The sequence below is a fragment of the Sulfurospirillum multivorans DSM 12446 genome (genome assembly GCF_000568815.1).
Classification (GTDB): Bacteria; Campylobacterota; Campylobacteria; order Campylobacterales; family Sulfurospirillaceae; genus Sulfurospirillum; species Sulfurospirillum multivorans.
Genome location: NZ_CP007201.1, coordinates 923,237 through 939,244, shown reverse-complemented (window position 1 = coordinate 939,244; position 16,008 = coordinate 923,237). Strand labels below are relative to the sequence as shown.

The window sequence follows — 16,008 nt, the reverse complement described above, 5'->3', positions numbered from 1 at the left end:
TTAACACGAAAAAAAGGGGTGGATTACTCCACCTCTTTCCAAATTTGAACTTTCCACAGATACGCTATTAGGGTAAAAATAGCCATAAATCCAATGAGCTTCAAGCCAAGGCTTTCACGCTCCGCTTTTTTGCGGTCTCCCACACTTTCCATGTAGTTGATCACTTGATCTTGAGACGCTTCGGTGAGTCCCACACGAGGCATGGCAATGCCCTCAACCATTTTGAGCGGTTCGTTGATAAACGTGCTCAGATATTCCGCTTTTTTGGAGCGAATCATCATCGACACATCAGGAGCTTCCGCACCTAAATAACTTTTGAGCGAAGATGCAGGCGTTTGGGCTTTAAGTCCATCGTACTTCATGCTATGGCATCTGCCACACGCCTCTTCAAAGACCGTTTTATCGGACGCCTTTGTAGCGACACTATTTTTAAGATACGCCACAATATCAGCAATCTCTTGCTCGCTTAAAAAGCTGTAACTAGGCATCGCATACGGTTTTGCATCCCCAAATTTATGCGAAAGTTTGGTCGCACCCACAGGGTCTTTTAAAAAGCCTGCGAGGTAATTTTTATCGTAAATTACTCCCGCATGACTGAGATCTGGAGGCACGACACCATAGGCACTCGCCGCATCTTCAACGCTCATAGGCGCTTCCAGACCTAGAGTTTTAATGCTATGACACGCAATGCAATTGGCTTCGACCAGCACTTGACCGTTTTCGATATTTCCGTTTACATGTAAAGGCTCTATGTCTTTAAAACTAAAGTCAGCAGGTGCAACATGCGGGTGCATTTGCGAATGCGCATACGGCTCCACACCCCAATAGGTCACGGCGGTAAAGAAAAGCACAATGGCTAAAATTTTGATCTCTCTCATTGTGCATCTCCTTTGGCTTCGTGCTTGGTAATGAATGGAAGGGCGATAAACAGCCCTAAGAAAACAACCGCAGCCACAAAACCCACCCACGCATTCACACCAGTGGGAGGAAGCTTGCCATAGACCGTGAGCACGATCATATCGATCACTAAAAGCCAAAACCAGTATTTAAACACGGGGCGTTTGTGCGCAGGGGCAGTGTTCATCGGATTGCGATCTAAAAATGGCAAGATCATAAAGACAATGTTGGCGATCACAAACGCAATCAACCCAATGTCCATCGCCGCCATACCACCAATGTCAAAGAAAAAGCCTCGAAGTACCTCATAGTTCCATAAAAAATACCACTCAGGGTAGATATGCGCAGGCGTTTTCATCGAGTTTGCAGGCTCAAAATTGATCGGGTCCATCGCAAAATCGAACTGATAACAGACCAATGCAAAGAAAATCGTCATAAAAAAGCCGACGACAAAGAAATCTTTGGAGAGGAAAACAGGCCAGAATGGCACGACTTTAGACTCTTTTTTGCGCCCTTCTAAAAACTTGTTGGACTCAATCTCAAAGTTCAAAACTTCAGACTCTTGATTATTCACATGCGGAAAGCGAAGTGAGTAAAAATGCACCGCAATCACGACGATAATCACCAAAGGAAGCAACACCACATGCAGCATAAAAAAGCGCGTCAACGTCGCATCTGCCACCACATAATCACCGCGTATCCAGATGACCACATCATCCCCAATAACAGGAATACCGCTAAAAAGATTGGTAATGACTTGCGCCGCCCAGTAACTCATCTGCCCCCAAGGAAGCATATAGCCACTAAAGGCTTCTGCGGAAAAGGCGATAAACAGCACCATGCCTGTGAGCCAGATCATCTCACGCCCTTTTTTGTAAGAGCCATAATAAATGCCCGTAAAAAGGTGAATATAGATGATAAGAAATGTCGCAGATGCCGCAACGCCGTGCATGTGGCGCCACAACCAACCGTACTCGACCTCTTGCATAATCGTGTAATTTACACTATCAAACGCGAGATTAATGTCAGGTTTGTAGTACATCAATAAAAGTAGTCCCGTTACCAATAACACGCCAAAAAGAACCACCAAAACCACACCCATTGCCCAGAGGAAATTGATATTTTTGGGTATCCAGTATTCGGTCATCATCACGCGCATAAAGGCTTTAACTGCTAAACGTTGATCGAGCCAGTCTATCAAGCCTTCGCTTTTTCGTATTTCTGCCATGCCCTACTCCTACGCTTTTTTCGCGGTTAATTTTTTGTACTCTTCGCCTTCTTCACCTAAGACAAGTGTTTCACCTGCAATTTTAAAGGGAGGAATATCCAAAGGACGAGGTGGCGGGCCAAACGTATTGATGCCACTCGCATCAAAAACGCCACCGTGACAGGCGCAAATAAAACTTTTTTGCTTCGCATCATACGAAGGGATACAACCAAGATGGGTACACAAGCCAATGACCAATGTAAAGACTTTTTCACCAATGACCACATCGCGCTTTGCATTTTTTGGCGTATCCGCACTTTTACGTAACACAAAGATAGGCTTCCCGCGCCACGCAAAACTGCGCGCCTCGCCTTCTTCTATCGTAGAAACATCGACGGTGACGAAACCAGCTGATTGGACACTTGGGAGTGGGTCCCAACTCTTTTTCATAGCACCCAATGCACAAACACCACCCACAGCCGTAACGCCTGTGAGTGCCATTCCGATAAAATCACGTCTTTTTTGACACGTTGCCATCGTAAAGACCACTATTTTTTCGTGATAAAAGAGGCAATCTCTTCGATCTGAGTATCGTTTAGAGCTGCTACTTGCGCTTTCATCAACGCTTTTTGATCTTTGCCATAACTGCCATCTTTATAGCCTTTCATGGCACTTATGAAATCCGCCTTGCTCATCTCTTTGATAATCAAACTTTTGTTTAAAGCAGCTTTCTCACCCGCGGCTCCATGACAGGCAACACATTTGGTATACAGTGGGTTTGCTTGAGCACTGATCGCCAACGTGGTGGCAATAATAAGTGATTTTGAGATAATTTTCATCTACGACTCCTTGAATGTTTCGAGAATAGTAGTGAAAAAAAGTGGCAAAAAAATGTGGCTGAGATGAAAAAGAGAAGTTAATTCATCTTTTTAAGTTAATGATGCTTTATCTTGATCGTAAAAAGCGCGCCATGCTCGGTATTTTTAACCGTTACGATGCCATTCATATTGTTTTCGATGATCATCTTAGTCATATAAAGTCCAATTCCCGTACCTTGTTTAGCATGTTTAGTGGTAAAGTAAGGCTCAAAAATACGCTCAAAATGCTCTTTTGAAATGCCTCCACCGTTGTCTTCGATCTTAATCAGCGTGTATTTTTCGCCGTTTTTTACGCTCATGTGAATGAACGGATTTTCAATCTGCCTATCCGTGAGAACATCTTTGGCATTGGAGAGAATATTCAAAAGTGCTTGGGCAAATTCGTTGGGATAGCCAAGCACCTGAATCGTTTCGCTTGCTTCAAACGAAAACTCGATCGAGTGGTAGCGAAGCGAGGCTTGGATGATAGAGCTCGCCCGCTCACACGCATCATTGATCTCAAAAATCTCTTTGTCTTTGGAGGGTTTAAAGAAATTTTGAAAATCGCTGATCGTGTTGGACATGTACGCCGTGATGCGGTTACACTCATCAATTTTCTCTGTTAAGAACGCTTCATTAAAGTCATCAAAGTGTTGTCTCACTTGAATGATCATCAAAAGCGCATTGATTTCACCTAAGGGTTGTCTCCATTGATGCGCGATATTACCGATCATATTGCCCATCGCGGCGAGTTTGCTTTGCTGAATCAACAGCTGTTCTTGACGGGTGCGCTCATCGATCTCTTGTTGAATGCGCAGCTCCAAATTATCCAGCATCTCATTCATCACAGCTTTGAGTAAATTGAGCTGATCGGAGTTACCCGAAGCCACGAGTCTTCGGTTTAGATTCCCTAGTTTGAGGTCTTCCACGACATTCGTTGCATCTTCGATGAGTTTGCTGTCTTGCTCTAAATTGGCTTGAATGATCTCGATGTTCTGGTTGATCTGCCTCGCCATATCGCCCAACTCATCTTTATTGGTCAGCGGAATGTGAATGCGCGTCGCCTCTTCGGTGGAAGGCGACTTCAAGTAGTCAAAAAATTCTCTCAGTCCACGTCTTACATGTAAAATAGAATCGACAATATTTTTAGCAATAAAAAAGCCAAACATAAAGGTCAAAAGCACGATAATAATCAACCAAACCGCAATAAAATAGCGCGAATTGATCGCCTCACGATTGGCTTTTGAGTACGTTTCAGACGAGTGGGTGAGCTCATTTTGTTGCAACACTTCGAGTGAATCCATAAGTGCATAAAACTGGTCGCGCTCCGCTGTGTTGGCATTAATAAACGCCCCCTCTTCAAAATCCTCTTTGAGGTAGGCTTGATTGGCTAAGATCAATCCGACGTAGTTTTTCCATTGAGAATACACTTGTGCAGGAAGTTTGCTAAAGGGTGTTTCCATTTGAAGGTGCATCTCATTGATTTTAGTGAGAATATCTTTGCGTAGGTCTTCATTGGGCGCCATAATCAGTGAGAGCGATTGTTCGCGAAGCTTAAACAGTGGCAAAATATAGGTCTGCTGTATCGTCTGAACCCGCTTGGAGCCTTCAAAAACATTGTTGACATTGACCACACCTTTGTTGGTAATGTCAAAGGCTAAAAAAGAGAGCGTGACAATCGCACAAATGCCCAAAGATGCCATCAGAAAAAATTTATAGCGCATGGAGAGATACTTAATCATAATTAAACCTTAATGGTAACATGGGAGCTTCACGCTCTTTTGGATACGCCGCATTGCCCCTGATCGACCAGTGATATTTCGTCAATTTTGCCTTCCACAGAGGCATCAATAAAACCGATGAAGGCTCATACGAGACCTCTTTATTTACGGCTAACACGATGTTTGGAGAGGGTACAAAAAGCATATACGCCTTTTCATACGCACGCTTGACAATTTTAGAAACGACCTCATCAAAGGCAGGACTTTGAAATTCGACATCGAAGAAGTGCTCAATGTACTCTTGCATCAGATCGTCTTTCTCGATCGCCGACCATTTATCGGAGATGCGGTACGCAAAAAACGCCGTCCACGGGTTATGACTGATCCAGTCATCATTGCCCCATGTCAAAATATCCCATTTTTTAGGGGATTCCCTATTGGTAAGCAGTTGCTCGTAGATCTCTTTTTCATTCGGCGTGGTCGTGTAATGCAGTGTCACACCGTACTTTTTAAGCTGATATTCAATCCCCCGCCACAAAAACATAAAGCGATCCATCGTGATGACATCAAGTTCCAATCCATTTAAAATTCTCTTGAGTTCTTTTTCCTCTTCAGGGTTTTGGCGCGCACGCTCACCCCAAGTTTGCAGGTTTTCTGTAGCCAGTTTTACGGAGCGATAATTCACCGAAGCTTCCGTGGGGGCTAACTCGCCCTCTTTTTTATAGACAAAATTGAGCAGATTGGCTTGATTGAGCGCTTTATTGAGCGCGATGCGTACGTTTTGATCTTGGAGTTTGCTGTTTGGTTTGAGCATATTAAAATAGACCGAGATGCTGTGCGTTGAGGGTTTGGTGTAGAGCCTTGCGTATTTGGAAAGCACCGTTTCTACTTTTTTATTGAACGGAATGGGCGTAATATCCAATCGCTCTTCTTCCAACGCCATACTGACCGATTGCGTGGAGGTTAGTTCGGTATAGATCGTCACATTTTCGATGTATGGCAACCCAATTTCATAATAATTAGGATTGGCTTTAAGCTCTAAAATAGGCGTTTGAAACCGCCCAGTTGCGTACCCTTGCTTTAAAATATAAGGCCCTAATCCATACGGACCTGGAGCTTGCATGCTGTTACATGTAGAGCCCTCTTTGGTACTCCAACCGTAACGTTTGAGATAGGCAGATGTGTAAAGATTGATGGAAGTGAGATCGCTAAAAAGCAGTCCATAGGGTTTATACAGATGAATGCGAATGGTATGCTCATCGACTTTGGTTACACCTTTGAGTCGTTTATGAATATCCGAATAGACCACAGGGTCTTGCATAAAATAGGCAAAATTTTCCACCACCGAGTCTGCATTAAACGGTGTTCCATCTTGAAACAGAACCCCTTTGCGCAGGGAAAATTCATAGGTGAGATCGTCTATCTTCGTATACGATGTTGCCATCATATACTCCCACCCTTCATGATTTCCGCTAGAGCGAACCAGTGTACCATTGACCAGTTTTGAAACGTACAAATAAGGCATAGTGGGTAAAAAAACTTTAATGTGCGAGCCCTTGACGCGCTCATTTATCAGAACTGAAGCAGTATCATCACTGCGGTAGTAAAAAGGGTTTTTCCACTCCTGTGCATTGCCAAAAGTTACATACACAAACAGTAAAAGAAAAAGTCTAGCACATCTCAAATCGGTACCCAACCCCTGATAAATTGGTAATAAAATCTTTCGGTAATTTCTTGCGTAAATTGCGCACGAGTGAACGAAGCGCGCTATCGGTCATTACATCATCTTGCCAGACATGGGCTTGCAACTCATCGTAGGTGACAATGCGTTGTTTATTATGCAGCAGTAACTCCAAAAATCCCGCCTCTTTTTTATTGAGATGAATGGTCTCACCTTCATAGCTCAGCAATTTATGATCGACATCGTACGAGTAGCCACAGGGAAGTTCATAGACAATCGTATGCGTTTGGGAAATGCGTTTCAAACAGCGTGCAAGCGCTTCTAAAAGACCGTTAAGATTGACTGGTTTGATGATGTACTGCTCTAAATGCAGATCGACGACTTTGAGCAGATACTCCCTATCGGTGTGCGCCGAGATAATGACCAAAGGTGTCTCTTCATCGGTTTTACGAATCTCTCGTACCAGATCCACGCCGTTCATCACGGGCATTAAAATATCAGTCAGTACAATATCAGGTTTTTCACGTCTGTAGAGCTCTAAAGCAATTTTGCCATTCTCCGCTTCGATGACCTCTTTGGTATAGTAGCGAAGCGATGCGGCAATGTTTTTACGGATGCCCTCTTCATCTTCGGCATAGAGAATAGTGAGCGTCTTCAATCGTTCCAAAAAAAGTTTATCCACGTTTGATGCTCCTTATCATTTCGGTTTCTTTGCGGTAAAACGAATCTTTGTATTTGCAAGACTTGCAACCAAAATACCGCCTCAGCTTCCCTTATACATCAGGTTCACGCGAACCGACAGCTCGTAAAATCCCTCTTTTAAAGGCTTTATATTCGTTTTTGGGTACCATCCTTGCACTTCAGGCTCACTCTTGGGTGATGTGATCGTATCGACAAAAACACTCACCATGTAGCCTGAGGGAAGTTCTGGCTTTTCGAGCTGTATTATAACGAAGTTTTCTTCGCCCACCACGTAGTTTTTGGGCTCGATGAGCACAACGTTTTGATGGGAAAGCTCTTCAAAACGAGGATCGCCAAAACTACAAGTGCTTGGGGCAATTTGCCCCCAAGCGAGTGAAAGAAAAACACCACAAAGACTCAAAATCAATCGCAGTGTTGTTTTCATAAGATTATCCTTTTGGAAGTCTGTAAACCTCTTTGGGCATGGATGGATGAATGAAGCGTGTGCTCGGTTTCGTCTCCGCATTAATCGCATAATCAATGCCAATCGGCGCAGCATTCGCATACTCTTTGTATTTTGGATCGTGAAGATCGATAATCGCGATCGCGCCTACAGGACAGGACTGAACACACGCCGTTGTTTTGCCATCGGCTTGCCTTTCCCAACACATACTGCACTTCTCGGCTTGTCCCATTTTGGTATTGAACTTTGAAGCACCAAACGGACACGCTTTAACGCATCCTCCACAGCCAATACAGATCGTTTGGTCATGTTTACAAATGCCCGTTTCAGGGTCTTTCGTATGCGCACCCACAGGACAAATCGCCACGCATGCTGGATTTTCACAATGGTTACACGCCAATGAAAAATAGAAACGCTCCATCGGCATCTGCACTTTTGGTGCTTTTTGATACGACGTTAAGGCTGGCAAGATATTGTTGTTGTCTATCAAATAATCTTCTGCCCCAATTTCCCTTACTTTGCGCCATAAAATTCCATCATCTTGATGATACTGATTTTTACAGGCCATTGCACACGTATTACATCCTAGACAGATACTGCCATCGACTAAAAAAGCTTTTTGCATCACAATCTCCTGTTATAGTTTTCTAAAGTTGACAAAGGTATCATGCAAGGCAACTCCAGGAGCTCCCGTTTTAAACGCACCCATGTCTGAACTGGTGTCATCGACAAGTTCATTGACGTTGTAAATGTTGTTGTTATACCACTGCTCGTACATCAAAACGGTTCCGGCTTGAACGTTGTCGGTGAGTTTGGCTTTCACACGTAAGAGTCCTTGTTTGTTAAAGACCGCTACCGTGTCGCCCTCTTTGACCATTTTGGCTTCCGCATCATCTGGGTTGATGTACACATACGGCTCAGGGTGCATGTCTTCCATCCACTCTAAGTTTTGGAACTGTGAGTGCAAGCTCCATCTACTATGAGGTGATGTCATGCGGAATTTATCGTACGGTTTACGCACTTCAACATAGGAAGGTAAAGCATTACCAAAAAGCTCCAAGGCTTTGTCAGAATAAAACTCAAACTTACCACTTGGAGTTTTAAACTTGCCATCGGCATACGGAATGACCGCTTTGGCTTTTACGGGACCATTTTTAAGCTCTTCCCATGATTTAATGCCAAATTGCTCGTAGATGCCAGGGTTAAACTCTTTGATCGTCATCACTTTGGTATCCACACTTTGAGGGAAGGTACATGAACCTTTTTCTAGTTTATTCATATGTTTAGAAAGCAGTGCTGCAATCTCAACGTCGGATTTGACTTCAAAAAGAGGTTTGATTGCTTGCTCATTGAGGCTCAACCAGTAATGCCAGTAAGAGACGTTCACATCGTACTCTTCAAACTGTGTGGCAACAGGAAGGACGATGTCGGCCCATTTTGCGGTTTCATTAAAGAACTGATCGGCAACGACCACAAGGTCAAGTTGTTGAAACATACGGATAAGTTGATTGCGATCAAAATCTTGTGAGAAGACATTTTTACAGGCCACCCACAGCAATCTTACTTTGGGCTCTTTTGCATTTAAAAGTTCACGCGCTGTTTTGTTGATGTTTAAAGAACGATCGGTATACGCCGCTTTTGCACCACTCTCTTTCGCAAATTCACCTTTGATAGCGCTAACACCGGTGTACCCAACGCTGCCTTCTGGTTTGGTTTGAGAAAGTGCGGCATAGTTAAAGCCCCATGTGCTCAGGTGACCATAACGAGCACCACCTGCGTATTTGCCAATGTTTCCTGAAACTGCTACCAATGCGTCAATCGCACGAATCATTGAGCCGCCATTGGTGTGACGTTGCATACCATAGCCCATCCAAACAGTTGCAGGTTTTGCTTTTGCAAACGATAAAGCCAACTCTTTAATCATTGCAAGAGGAATGCCTGTAATTTTAGAAACATTGTCTAATTTGATCTCTTTATCAAGATACGCTTTGTACTCTTTGTACCCTTTTGAGTTCGCATCAAGCCATTTTTGATCGTGTAAATTGGCTTCAATGATAATCTTTGCCATTCCAAGCGCTAAGAGACCATCGGTGCCTGTTTTAATCTGAATGTATTGACTCGCTTTGGAAGCGGCTTCGGTGAAAATTGGGTCGATGACGACAACTTTAGCACCCTTTTTCTTCGCTTCATAGATGTATTTCATCGAGTGAACCGAGTTGCTCGCAGGATTCACACCCCAAAGAATGATAAATTTACTGTCTTTCATCTCTTCAGGATCGTTACACCACATATCGCCCATATCGAGGTTTTGCGCGTCAATACCCGCTGGCCAACATGGTGTTCCCGCAAGTCTGGTGGTATAGCCAATAGAGCTAAACATCCCCTCTACACCGTAATGGGTGATGCCAAAGTTGCCAGAGTATTTGGTGAGTGCAGCACCAAGCAAGGTTCCATCTTCTTTTTTCATCTCTAAGAGTTTTTTAGCAATCGTTTCCATCGCATAATCCCAAGAGATGCGTTTCCAGTTGCCTGAACCTTTGCCGCCCACTTGCATCATTGGGAATTTAAGACGACGCGCTGAGTAAACTCTCTTGACGTACGAATTGCCTTTAACACAACAGCCACCTCTGGTATAGGTAGACTCCGTTGCGCCTTCGATAAACTGCATCACGCCATCTTTGACGTAAGTTTTGATACTACAGGTGTCGTAACAGTTTCGTGGACACGCATTGCGAAACGTTTGGTAATTTTTTTGCCCTACATAGGGAATTTTAGTATTGAGATCTTCATTGGCTTGAAGAATACCGCCTGGAAGCGATGTCAATACACCACTGGCTGCTAAGCCTTTTAGAAAACTTCTTCGGCTGATGCCGTTGTTGAGAATGCTCTCAACTTTTTCTTTGGAATAACTCATTCAAGAACTCCTTGTTGTCGTGGTTTCTCTTATCAATAACGATTTGAGCTGCAGTAAAATAAAAGTCATCGCTTTAGAGTCTCGTTCACTTTGCGCTAAGCCACGTTCAAGAAAACGCGGTATCCAAAGGGCTAAGTGTTCATGTAAAAAATAGTGACGAAGGTCACTTAAATAGGTGATCTCTTTAGCAATTTCAAGAAAAAGTAGTTGGTAATAGGCATCTAATTCGACACCCAAATGATCTTCAGGAATAACGTTTTTAAGCGAATAGGTAAAGCCCATCGTTTCGTACAAATCTCTTACATATAAAGTAGTTTTGGACATAAAAACATCGGGATTATCGAGGTAGACGGAGGCAAAAGGATCGGCAACGGTTTCCATGGGACCTACAAAATAGCGATTGAACTGAATTTCCAAATCCTCTTGTGAAATTTCGATGGAAGCATTCAGTGCATCAAACGCAACTTTAAGCTCTTTGGAATTTTGAGCATTGAAGATATCGCGAAGATGTTTGACCTCGTCCAGTCTTAACGTATCGTGCGGTTGAAGCGTTTGCATCTTAAACTCTTTTTTTAATTTATTTTTTTAACCAACGAGAGAAATGGTAAAGCAAAAAAAGAGCAAAAAAATCGCAAAAACGCTTTTACATATAAAGAGTAAACGCCTTCTTTTCTTGATGCTTTACATGTAAAGCGTTCTTTTAATTTTCTTCCAATGCAAATTCTCTATAATAGTGCATATAAAAATAAATGAAGGAAATACATTTGATAACTAAAATAGATATGAACTCACCCGAGTTTCTAGCAGAATTTGAAAAAACAGAGGTATTTACCGACAAGGTATGCGAGCAATTTGGATTCGCCTACACCCCACTCACCGAAGTCAAAGAGTCCATCCAGCAAGGCTTAACACGCAATAAACTGATTTATGGCAAACGCTACTGTCCCTGTTTTATGGTCATCGGAAACACACCCGAAGAGCAAGCCAAAGCCGATAACCGTTTATGCCCCTGTACGCCTGCACTCACGGTAGAAATTCCCCAAAAAGGCAAATGCCACTGCACGATCTTCTGCACGCCTGAGCACGCGCGCGAACTTGCCCAAGAAGAAAACACCGAAGAAGTAGCACATACGCATACTCGCGGTCTCAGCAAAGAAGAGTGCGAAGTCTTGATGAAAAAAGAACAACTCGATGGCAGTGAACTCGAAGCGCTCCTAGAAGCTAGAGAACAAGGCTGTGTGAAGTTCAACCTTGTCGACACACGCGAATGGATGGAGTGGATCGGCAACCGTATCAAAGGCACTGACTTCCTGATCCCCACCACCAGCTTTCACAATGCTATGGAGCAGTTAAACGGCAAAGAGAACACACCTGTCATTTTATACTGCTACAGCGGAAGCAGAAGTGCGTATTGTCAACGCATTTTAAAACACATGGGTTTTAAAACCGTCCTCAATCTGGAATATGGGATTATGGCGTACGATGGGGAAACACTGAGCGGAGAATAAAAAAACTCCCCTGTAACCAAAGAGTCTGTTTATGCTCTTTGGTTACACTTCTTAATCTTTACATGTAAAAAGATATTCCTTCCTTTTTTTTCAAATCATCTCACTTTTTTCGTCAATTTTCTGCCTAATTTCACCTTTTAAGCACCGCTTTACTACTTTTTGACTATAGTTATCAAAATTATAAAAGAGAAAATGGTAGGGTAATGATTCAGTATTATAAAGAATTATTGTTTTTTATTAAGAGCAGAATCCCCAATAAAGATTATGCACAAGATATTGTTCAAGAATCGTATATGAAAGCCATTGCTCTGCAAAATAGCCAAGAGATCCTCAACAAACGGGCACTGCTGTATAAAATCGCAAAAAATCTTATGATCGATAAAGCCCGTAAAAACTTTAATCTCCAAGAAGTACTCTATGAAGAGAACGCATACATCGCTAAAACCGTTGAGCCTGAAGAGGTGTTGCTTGAACAAGATCGTCAAAAAACACTGATGCGAGCGCTTCAAACACTGCCTCAAAAGCGCAAAGAAGCCTTTGTTTTGCATGTGCTTGAAGGCTACAGCCGAGATGAAGTTTCGCAGATGATGGGCATTTCCATCGAAGCGGTTGAAAAGCATCTCTCACGTGCCAGCATAGAGCTCAAAGAGAAGATCAAACGTAAAGAGGGTGGTTTTTGATGTCGATCCAAGAAAATATACAGCATCAAGCACGCTTATGGCTCTCCAAGCAGAGCGAAGGCGAAAACCTTCAAACTGACTCAACCTTTCTCGCATGGATTGCCTGTGATGCGCGCCATCATGAAGCTTTTCAGGATGAAAAAAAGTTGCTGCAAGAGGTTCATGCACTGCCGCAAGCGTTTTTGGATGATCTGAAACGTGAAGTGAGGCACACACGCGAAGTACGAAATACAAAACCCCTCTTTTTGCGCTACATAGCACCGCTTGCCGTTGCCGCCTGTACGCTGTGCGTGGTTTATTTTACCCTCTTTTACGATCGCATCACGTTTTCAGAGCAGTATGTTGCCACAAATAAAGTTCACAACGACATTCTCTTGCCTGACACATCAAAAATTGCCCTAGATGCCAATACCAGCATCGACGTGACCTACTTTAAAAGCAAACGTTTGGTGAAATTGTCGCGTGGCAAAGCCATTTTCGATGTTTTTCCCAACCAGACGGCACCTTTTATCATTCAAACGGACAGGGTGAACATCAAAGTGCTAGGCACTAAATTTGAGGTTCAAAACTTTGAAAACCTTCTTCAAATCAATGTCAAAGAGGGAAAAGTGGAGGTTTCCGCACTCAATCATAACGATAAACCTATTGCTTTAGTAACTAAAGGAGAAAGCCTTAGTTTCAATCTAGTGACACAACATATTGACCTTCAAAAAATCAACGCCCAAAAAGTTGGAGAGTGGCAACAGGGAAAATACACCTTTTACCAAGCAAGCCTCAAAGAGGTCTTTAACGAATTTGCCAAGCATCTTGATATCACGGTTTATCTCGATACACGCGTTGCAGCTCTTCCCATCAGTGGGAATTTTGATGTGCACCGACTCGACGCTTTTTTAGACGCATTGCCGCTTATTCATCCTGTGATGATCGAAAAAAGCGCCACTAAAATCGTCATCAAATAAATGGGTCAAAATTTTATGTCAGAGAATTCATCCTTTTGCGTCTTCTTTTTTAGAGATTCGTTCTCAAAATCATGTAAAGAGAAAAAGGAAGAAACTATGCGCTTACTCAAACACTCTTTGGTAGCACACTCAGTTGCATTGCTTCTGGCGGGAAGCTTGTATGCAGGAGATGGCACGTACACCATCACGACAACGTCGCTCAAAGAGGCGATCGAAACCCTCTCAGAGCAATCCAAACTGCCCTACATCATGGATACGAACATCCTTACGGGCAAAAAAGCGACTCCGATTAAAAATGTCGAGGGATTGGAGAAAGCTTTAAAACTGCTTTTAGACGGCACGGGACTTGAGGCGGTTATTAAAGATAATACCATCATCGTTAAACAAAAAGACGATGCCAATGTCGCACTCGATGCCATCACTATTCATGCAGCAGATGAATCTGCGATTAGCGAAGGAACGGGTTCTTACACGACCAAAAGCATGCGTACGGCAACCAAGCTCAACTTATCCACACGCGAAACACCCCAATCGGTGACCGTGCTGACCGATCAAAAACTCGAAGATATGGGTCTTTCCTCTTATCAAGAGATGCTGAGTTACGTTACAGGCGTCTCTTTAAATCGTATGGATGAAAGAATATACCCAACGGCACGAGGCTTTGATGTCGATTATTATCTGATAGATGGGATGCCGACTTACGCTATCTCAGATGCAGGTGCCAATGATATTGACCTATCCATTTACGATCGTGTTGAAATCGTAAAAGGGGCTAATGGATTAATGACGGGAGCGGGTAACCCTGCTGTGGGATTGAATTTTATTCGCAAACATGCCAATTCTAAAGAGGTCAAAGGCGAAGTAGAAGTTTCTGCTGGTTCATGGGATGCTTACAGTTCTTCCATGGATGTTTCATCACCGCTTAATGAAGAGGGAAATATCAGAGGACGTCTTGTCGCGAAACACGAAGATAAAAAATCGTTTATGAACGGCTATGAAAAAACAAACGACATTGTTTATGGCGTTGTGGATATGGACTTAACGGAGACCACGTACCTCTCCATTGCTGCTGAGTATCAAAAACTGGATCGTAGTGGAATTCGTTGGGGTGGGTTGCCTGCGTTTTACAGTGATGGTACGCGAACCCATTTTTCCAGATCTGCTACGGTCAGTGAAGACTATACGGCTTGGAACAGCGAAACAAAAGCTTTTTATCTTGATTTTAAGCAGTACCTTTACAACGACATCTCTTTCAATCTTGCTTATTCGTACCGTAAACTCTACGGCGATTCATCACTGCTCTATTTTGGAGGAACGGTTGATCAAGCTAGCGGTACGGGCGAAGGCTATGTTTACCGTTATGTCAATGATTCGCTTTACAACGAGCAAAATATCGATGTTTATATCTCTGCACCGTTTGAATTAGCGAATCTCAATCATGAAATCATCTTTGGCGTGATGCGTAACACTTCCGATCTTAAATACAATAACTGGGGTATGGATTATCCTGTATCCTCTCTTGCGAGTCCTGTTATGAATTTGTATGCTATCAATGTAGCCAATCCTAATTTATCAATGGATTATGCGACGACTCCCCATAAAACCACCCAAATGGGAACCTATGTCGCTGGCAAATTCTCTTTAACGGATGATTTGAAACTCATTACGGGACTCAGGGTTTCGGATTGGAAATATAAAAACGATACTGGCACAGGAAATAAAGAGTTTACCAACGAACTGACGCCGTACGCAGGGCTTATTTACGATCTCAACGAAAATCACTCTGTTTACGTCAGTTACACCGATATTTTTAAACCACAAGATCATAAAGATGTGAGCGGAGAGTATCTTGATCCCATCGTTGGAAAAAATTACGAAACGGGCATCAAAGGCGAATACTTCGATAAACGCTTAAACGCATCATTGTCTGTCTTTAGAGTTGAACAAGACAATGTCGGTGAAGCGACCAGCCAGTTCGTTTCAGGTACGACGGACTATGCGTACGAAGCCGTTGATGGCGTCGTGAGTAAAGGGTTTGAAATCGATATTAACGGCGAAATAACCGATAACTGGAATATGGGCTTTGGAATCGCCAATTTTGAAGCTAAGGATGCGGATGGCAACAAAATTTCAACGAAAGCCTCTCGCACGATGGCAAATCTCTTTACCAAATACACCATTCAAAAATTCGGTTTTGGTCTGGGACTGAACTATCGAAGCAAAATCTACACGGGAAGTGGTGCAACCGAAATCACCCAAGATGCATATATTCTAACCAACGCGATGGTTTCATACGATGTGGATAAACATATGAAACTCCAACTCAATGTGAATAATATTTTTGATAAAGAGTATTACGAAGGTATCGGCTCGGATGGCATGGTGTATGGCTCACCACGCAATGCCACGCTTAGCTTTAAATACACATTTTAAAAACCAA

General features: G+C 43.0%; 15 protein-coding genes. 4 read left to right on the top strand and 11 right to left on the bottom strand.

The window, feature by feature from the left end:
* Positions 1–23 precede the first annotated feature (23 nt).
* From SMUL_RS04760 to SMUL_RS16515, 11 genes are all read right to left on the bottom strand, one after another.
* Positions 24–878, bottom strand: coding sequence for a c-type cytochrome (locus SMUL_RS04760; protein ID WP_025344122.1), 855 nt, complete (start codon positions 876–878; stop codon positions 24–26).
* Positions 875–2,125, bottom strand: a complete 1,251-nt coding sequence (locus SMUL_RS04755; RefSeq protein ID WP_025344121.1) for a cytochrome b — start codon at positions 2,123–2,125, stop codon at positions 875–877. Before SMUL_RS04755 ends, SMUL_RS04760 begins: the two co-directional genes overlap by 4 nt.
* Before the next feature lie 9 nt (positions 2,126–2,134).
* On the bottom strand, positions 2,135–2,641 hold the full coding sequence (locus SMUL_RS04750) for a Rieske 2Fe-2S domain-containing protein (RefSeq protein WP_025344120.1): 507 nt from the start codon (positions 2,639–2,641) through the stop codon (positions 2,135–2,137).
* An 11-nt stretch (positions 2,642–2,652) separates the two neighbouring features.
* The gene (locus SMUL_RS04745) at positions 2,653–2,943 is read right to left on the bottom strand and encodes a c-type cytochrome (protein WP_038533029.1); all 291 of its coding nucleotides are present in this window, start codon (positions 2,941–2,943) and stop codon (positions 2,653–2,655) included.
* 95 nt (positions 2,944–3,038) lie between these two features.
* Positions 3,039–4,703, bottom strand: coding sequence for a sensor histidine kinase (locus SMUL_RS04740; RefSeq protein ID WP_025344118.1), 1,665 nt, complete (start codon positions 4,701–4,703; stop codon positions 3,039–3,041).
* The gene (locus tag SMUL_RS04735; RefSeq protein WP_038533845.1) at positions 4,696–6,366 is read right to left on the bottom strand and encodes an ABC transporter substrate-binding protein; all 1,671 of its coding nucleotides are present in this window, start codon (positions 6,364–6,366) and stop codon (positions 4,696–4,698) included. The genes SMUL_RS04740 and SMUL_RS04735 overlap by 8 nt, the downstream gene beginning before the upstream one ends.
* The gene (locus SMUL_RS04730; protein ID WP_025344116.1) at positions 6,353–7,045 is read right to left on the bottom strand and encodes a response regulator transcription factor; all 693 of its coding nucleotides are present in this window, start codon (positions 7,043–7,045) and stop codon (positions 6,353–6,355) included. The genes SMUL_RS04735 and SMUL_RS04730 overlap by 14 nt, the downstream gene beginning before the upstream one ends.
* Before the next feature lie 81 nt (positions 7,046–7,126).
* Complete coding sequence (locus SMUL_RS04725; RefSeq protein ID WP_025344115.1) at positions 7,127–7,489, bottom strand: hypothetical protein; 363 nt, start codon at positions 7,487–7,489, stop codon at positions 7,127–7,129.
* Positions 7,490–7,493: 4 nt separating this feature from the next.
* On the bottom strand, positions 7,494–8,132 hold the full coding sequence (locus SMUL_RS04720) for a 4Fe-4S dicluster domain-containing protein (RefSeq protein ID WP_038533026.1): 639 nt from the start codon (positions 8,130–8,132) through the stop codon (positions 7,494–7,496).
* Positions 8,133–8,144: 12 nt separating this feature from the next.
* Positions 8,145–10,421, bottom strand: coding sequence for a molybdopterin-dependent oxidoreductase (locus tag SMUL_RS04715; protein WP_025344113.1), 2,277 nt, complete (start codon positions 10,419–10,421; stop codon positions 8,145–8,147).
* Positions 10,422–10,979, bottom strand: coding sequence for a TorD/DmsD family molecular chaperone (locus SMUL_RS16515; protein WP_025344112.1), 558 nt, complete (start codon positions 10,977–10,979; stop codon positions 10,422–10,424).
* A 206-nt stretch (positions 10,980–11,185) separates the two neighbouring features.
* On the opposite strand from SMUL_RS16515, the gene SMUL_RS04705 reads away from it, so the two are divergent.
* The 4 genes from SMUL_RS04705 (at position 11,186) to SMUL_RS04690 (ending at position 16,001) form a co-directional block, all read left to right on the top strand.
* Complete coding sequence (locus SMUL_RS04705; protein ID WP_025344111.1) at positions 11,186–11,929, top strand: ferredoxin-thioredoxin reductase catalytic domain-containing protein; 744 nt, start codon at positions 11,186–11,188, stop codon at positions 11,927–11,929.
* Positions 11,930–12,132: 203 nt separating this feature from the next.
* Positions 12,133–12,609 carry an RNA polymerase sigma factor gene (locus tag SMUL_RS04700; RefSeq protein WP_025344110.1) on the top strand — a complete coding sequence of 159 codons (477 nt, stop codon included), beginning with the start codon at positions 12,133–12,135 and terminating at the stop codon, positions 12,607–12,609.
* Entirely contained in the window at positions 12,609–13,568 is a 960-nt protein-coding gene (locus SMUL_RS04695; protein ID WP_025344109.1) for a FecR family protein, read from the top strand. Before SMUL_RS04700 ends, SMUL_RS04695 begins: the two co-directional genes overlap by 1 nt.
* Before the next feature lie 96 nt (positions 13,569–13,664).
* A complete protein-coding gene (locus tag SMUL_RS04690) occupies positions 13,665–16,001 on the top strand; it encodes a TonB-dependent siderophore receptor (RefSeq protein ID WP_025344108.1) in 2,337 nt (778 codons plus the stop codon).
* The last annotated feature ends 7 nt before the right edge of the window (positions 16,002–16,008 follow it).

Excerpts from the sequence above, each read along its gene's own strand:
- SMUL_RS04760 (WP_025344122.1), bottom strand. The coding sequence starts at position 878 with ATGAGAGAGATCAAAATTTTAGCCATTGTGCTTTTCTTTACCGCCGTG.
- SMUL_RS04755 (WP_025344121.1), bottom strand. The coding sequence starts at position 2,125 with ATGGCAGAAATACGAAAAAGCGAAGGCTTGATAGACTGGCTCGATCAA.
- SMUL_RS04750 (WP_025344120.1), bottom strand. The coding sequence starts at position 2,641 with ATGGCAACGTGTCAAAAAAGACGTGATTTTATCGGAATGGCACTCACA.
- SMUL_RS04745 (WP_038533029.1), bottom strand. The coding sequence starts at position 2,943 with ATGAAAATTATCTCAAAATCACTTATTATTGCCACCACGTTGGCGATC.
- SMUL_RS04740 (WP_025344118.1), bottom strand. The coding sequence starts at position 4,703 with ATGATTAAGTATCTCTCCATGCGCTATAAATTTTTTCTGATGGCATCT.
- SMUL_RS04725 (WP_025344115.1), bottom strand. The coding sequence starts at position 7,489 with ATGAAAACAACACTGCGATTGATTTTGAGTCTTTGTGGTGTTTTTCTT.
- SMUL_RS04720 (WP_038533026.1), bottom strand. The coding sequence starts at position 8,132 with ATGCAAAAAGCTTTTTTAGTCGATGGCAGTATCTGTCTAGGATGTAAT.
- SMUL_RS04715 (WP_025344113.1), bottom strand. The coding sequence starts at position 10,421 with ATGAGTTATTCCAAAGAAAAAGTTGAGAGCATTCTCAACAACGGCATC.
- SMUL_RS16515 (WP_025344112.1), bottom strand. The coding sequence starts at position 10,979 with ATGCAAACGCTTCAACCGCACGATACGTTAAGACTGGACGAGGTCAAA.
- SMUL_RS04700 (WP_025344110.1), top strand. The coding sequence starts at position 12,133 with ATGATTCAGTATTATAAAGAATTATTGTTTTTTATTAAGAGCAGAATC.
- SMUL_RS04695 (WP_025344109.1), top strand. The coding sequence starts at position 12,609 with ATGTCGATCCAAGAAAATATACAGCATCAAGCACGCTTATGGCTCTCC.
- SMUL_RS04690 (WP_025344108.1), top strand. The coding sequence starts at position 13,665 with ATGCGCTTACTCAAACACTCTTTGGTAGCACACTCAGTTGCATTGCTT.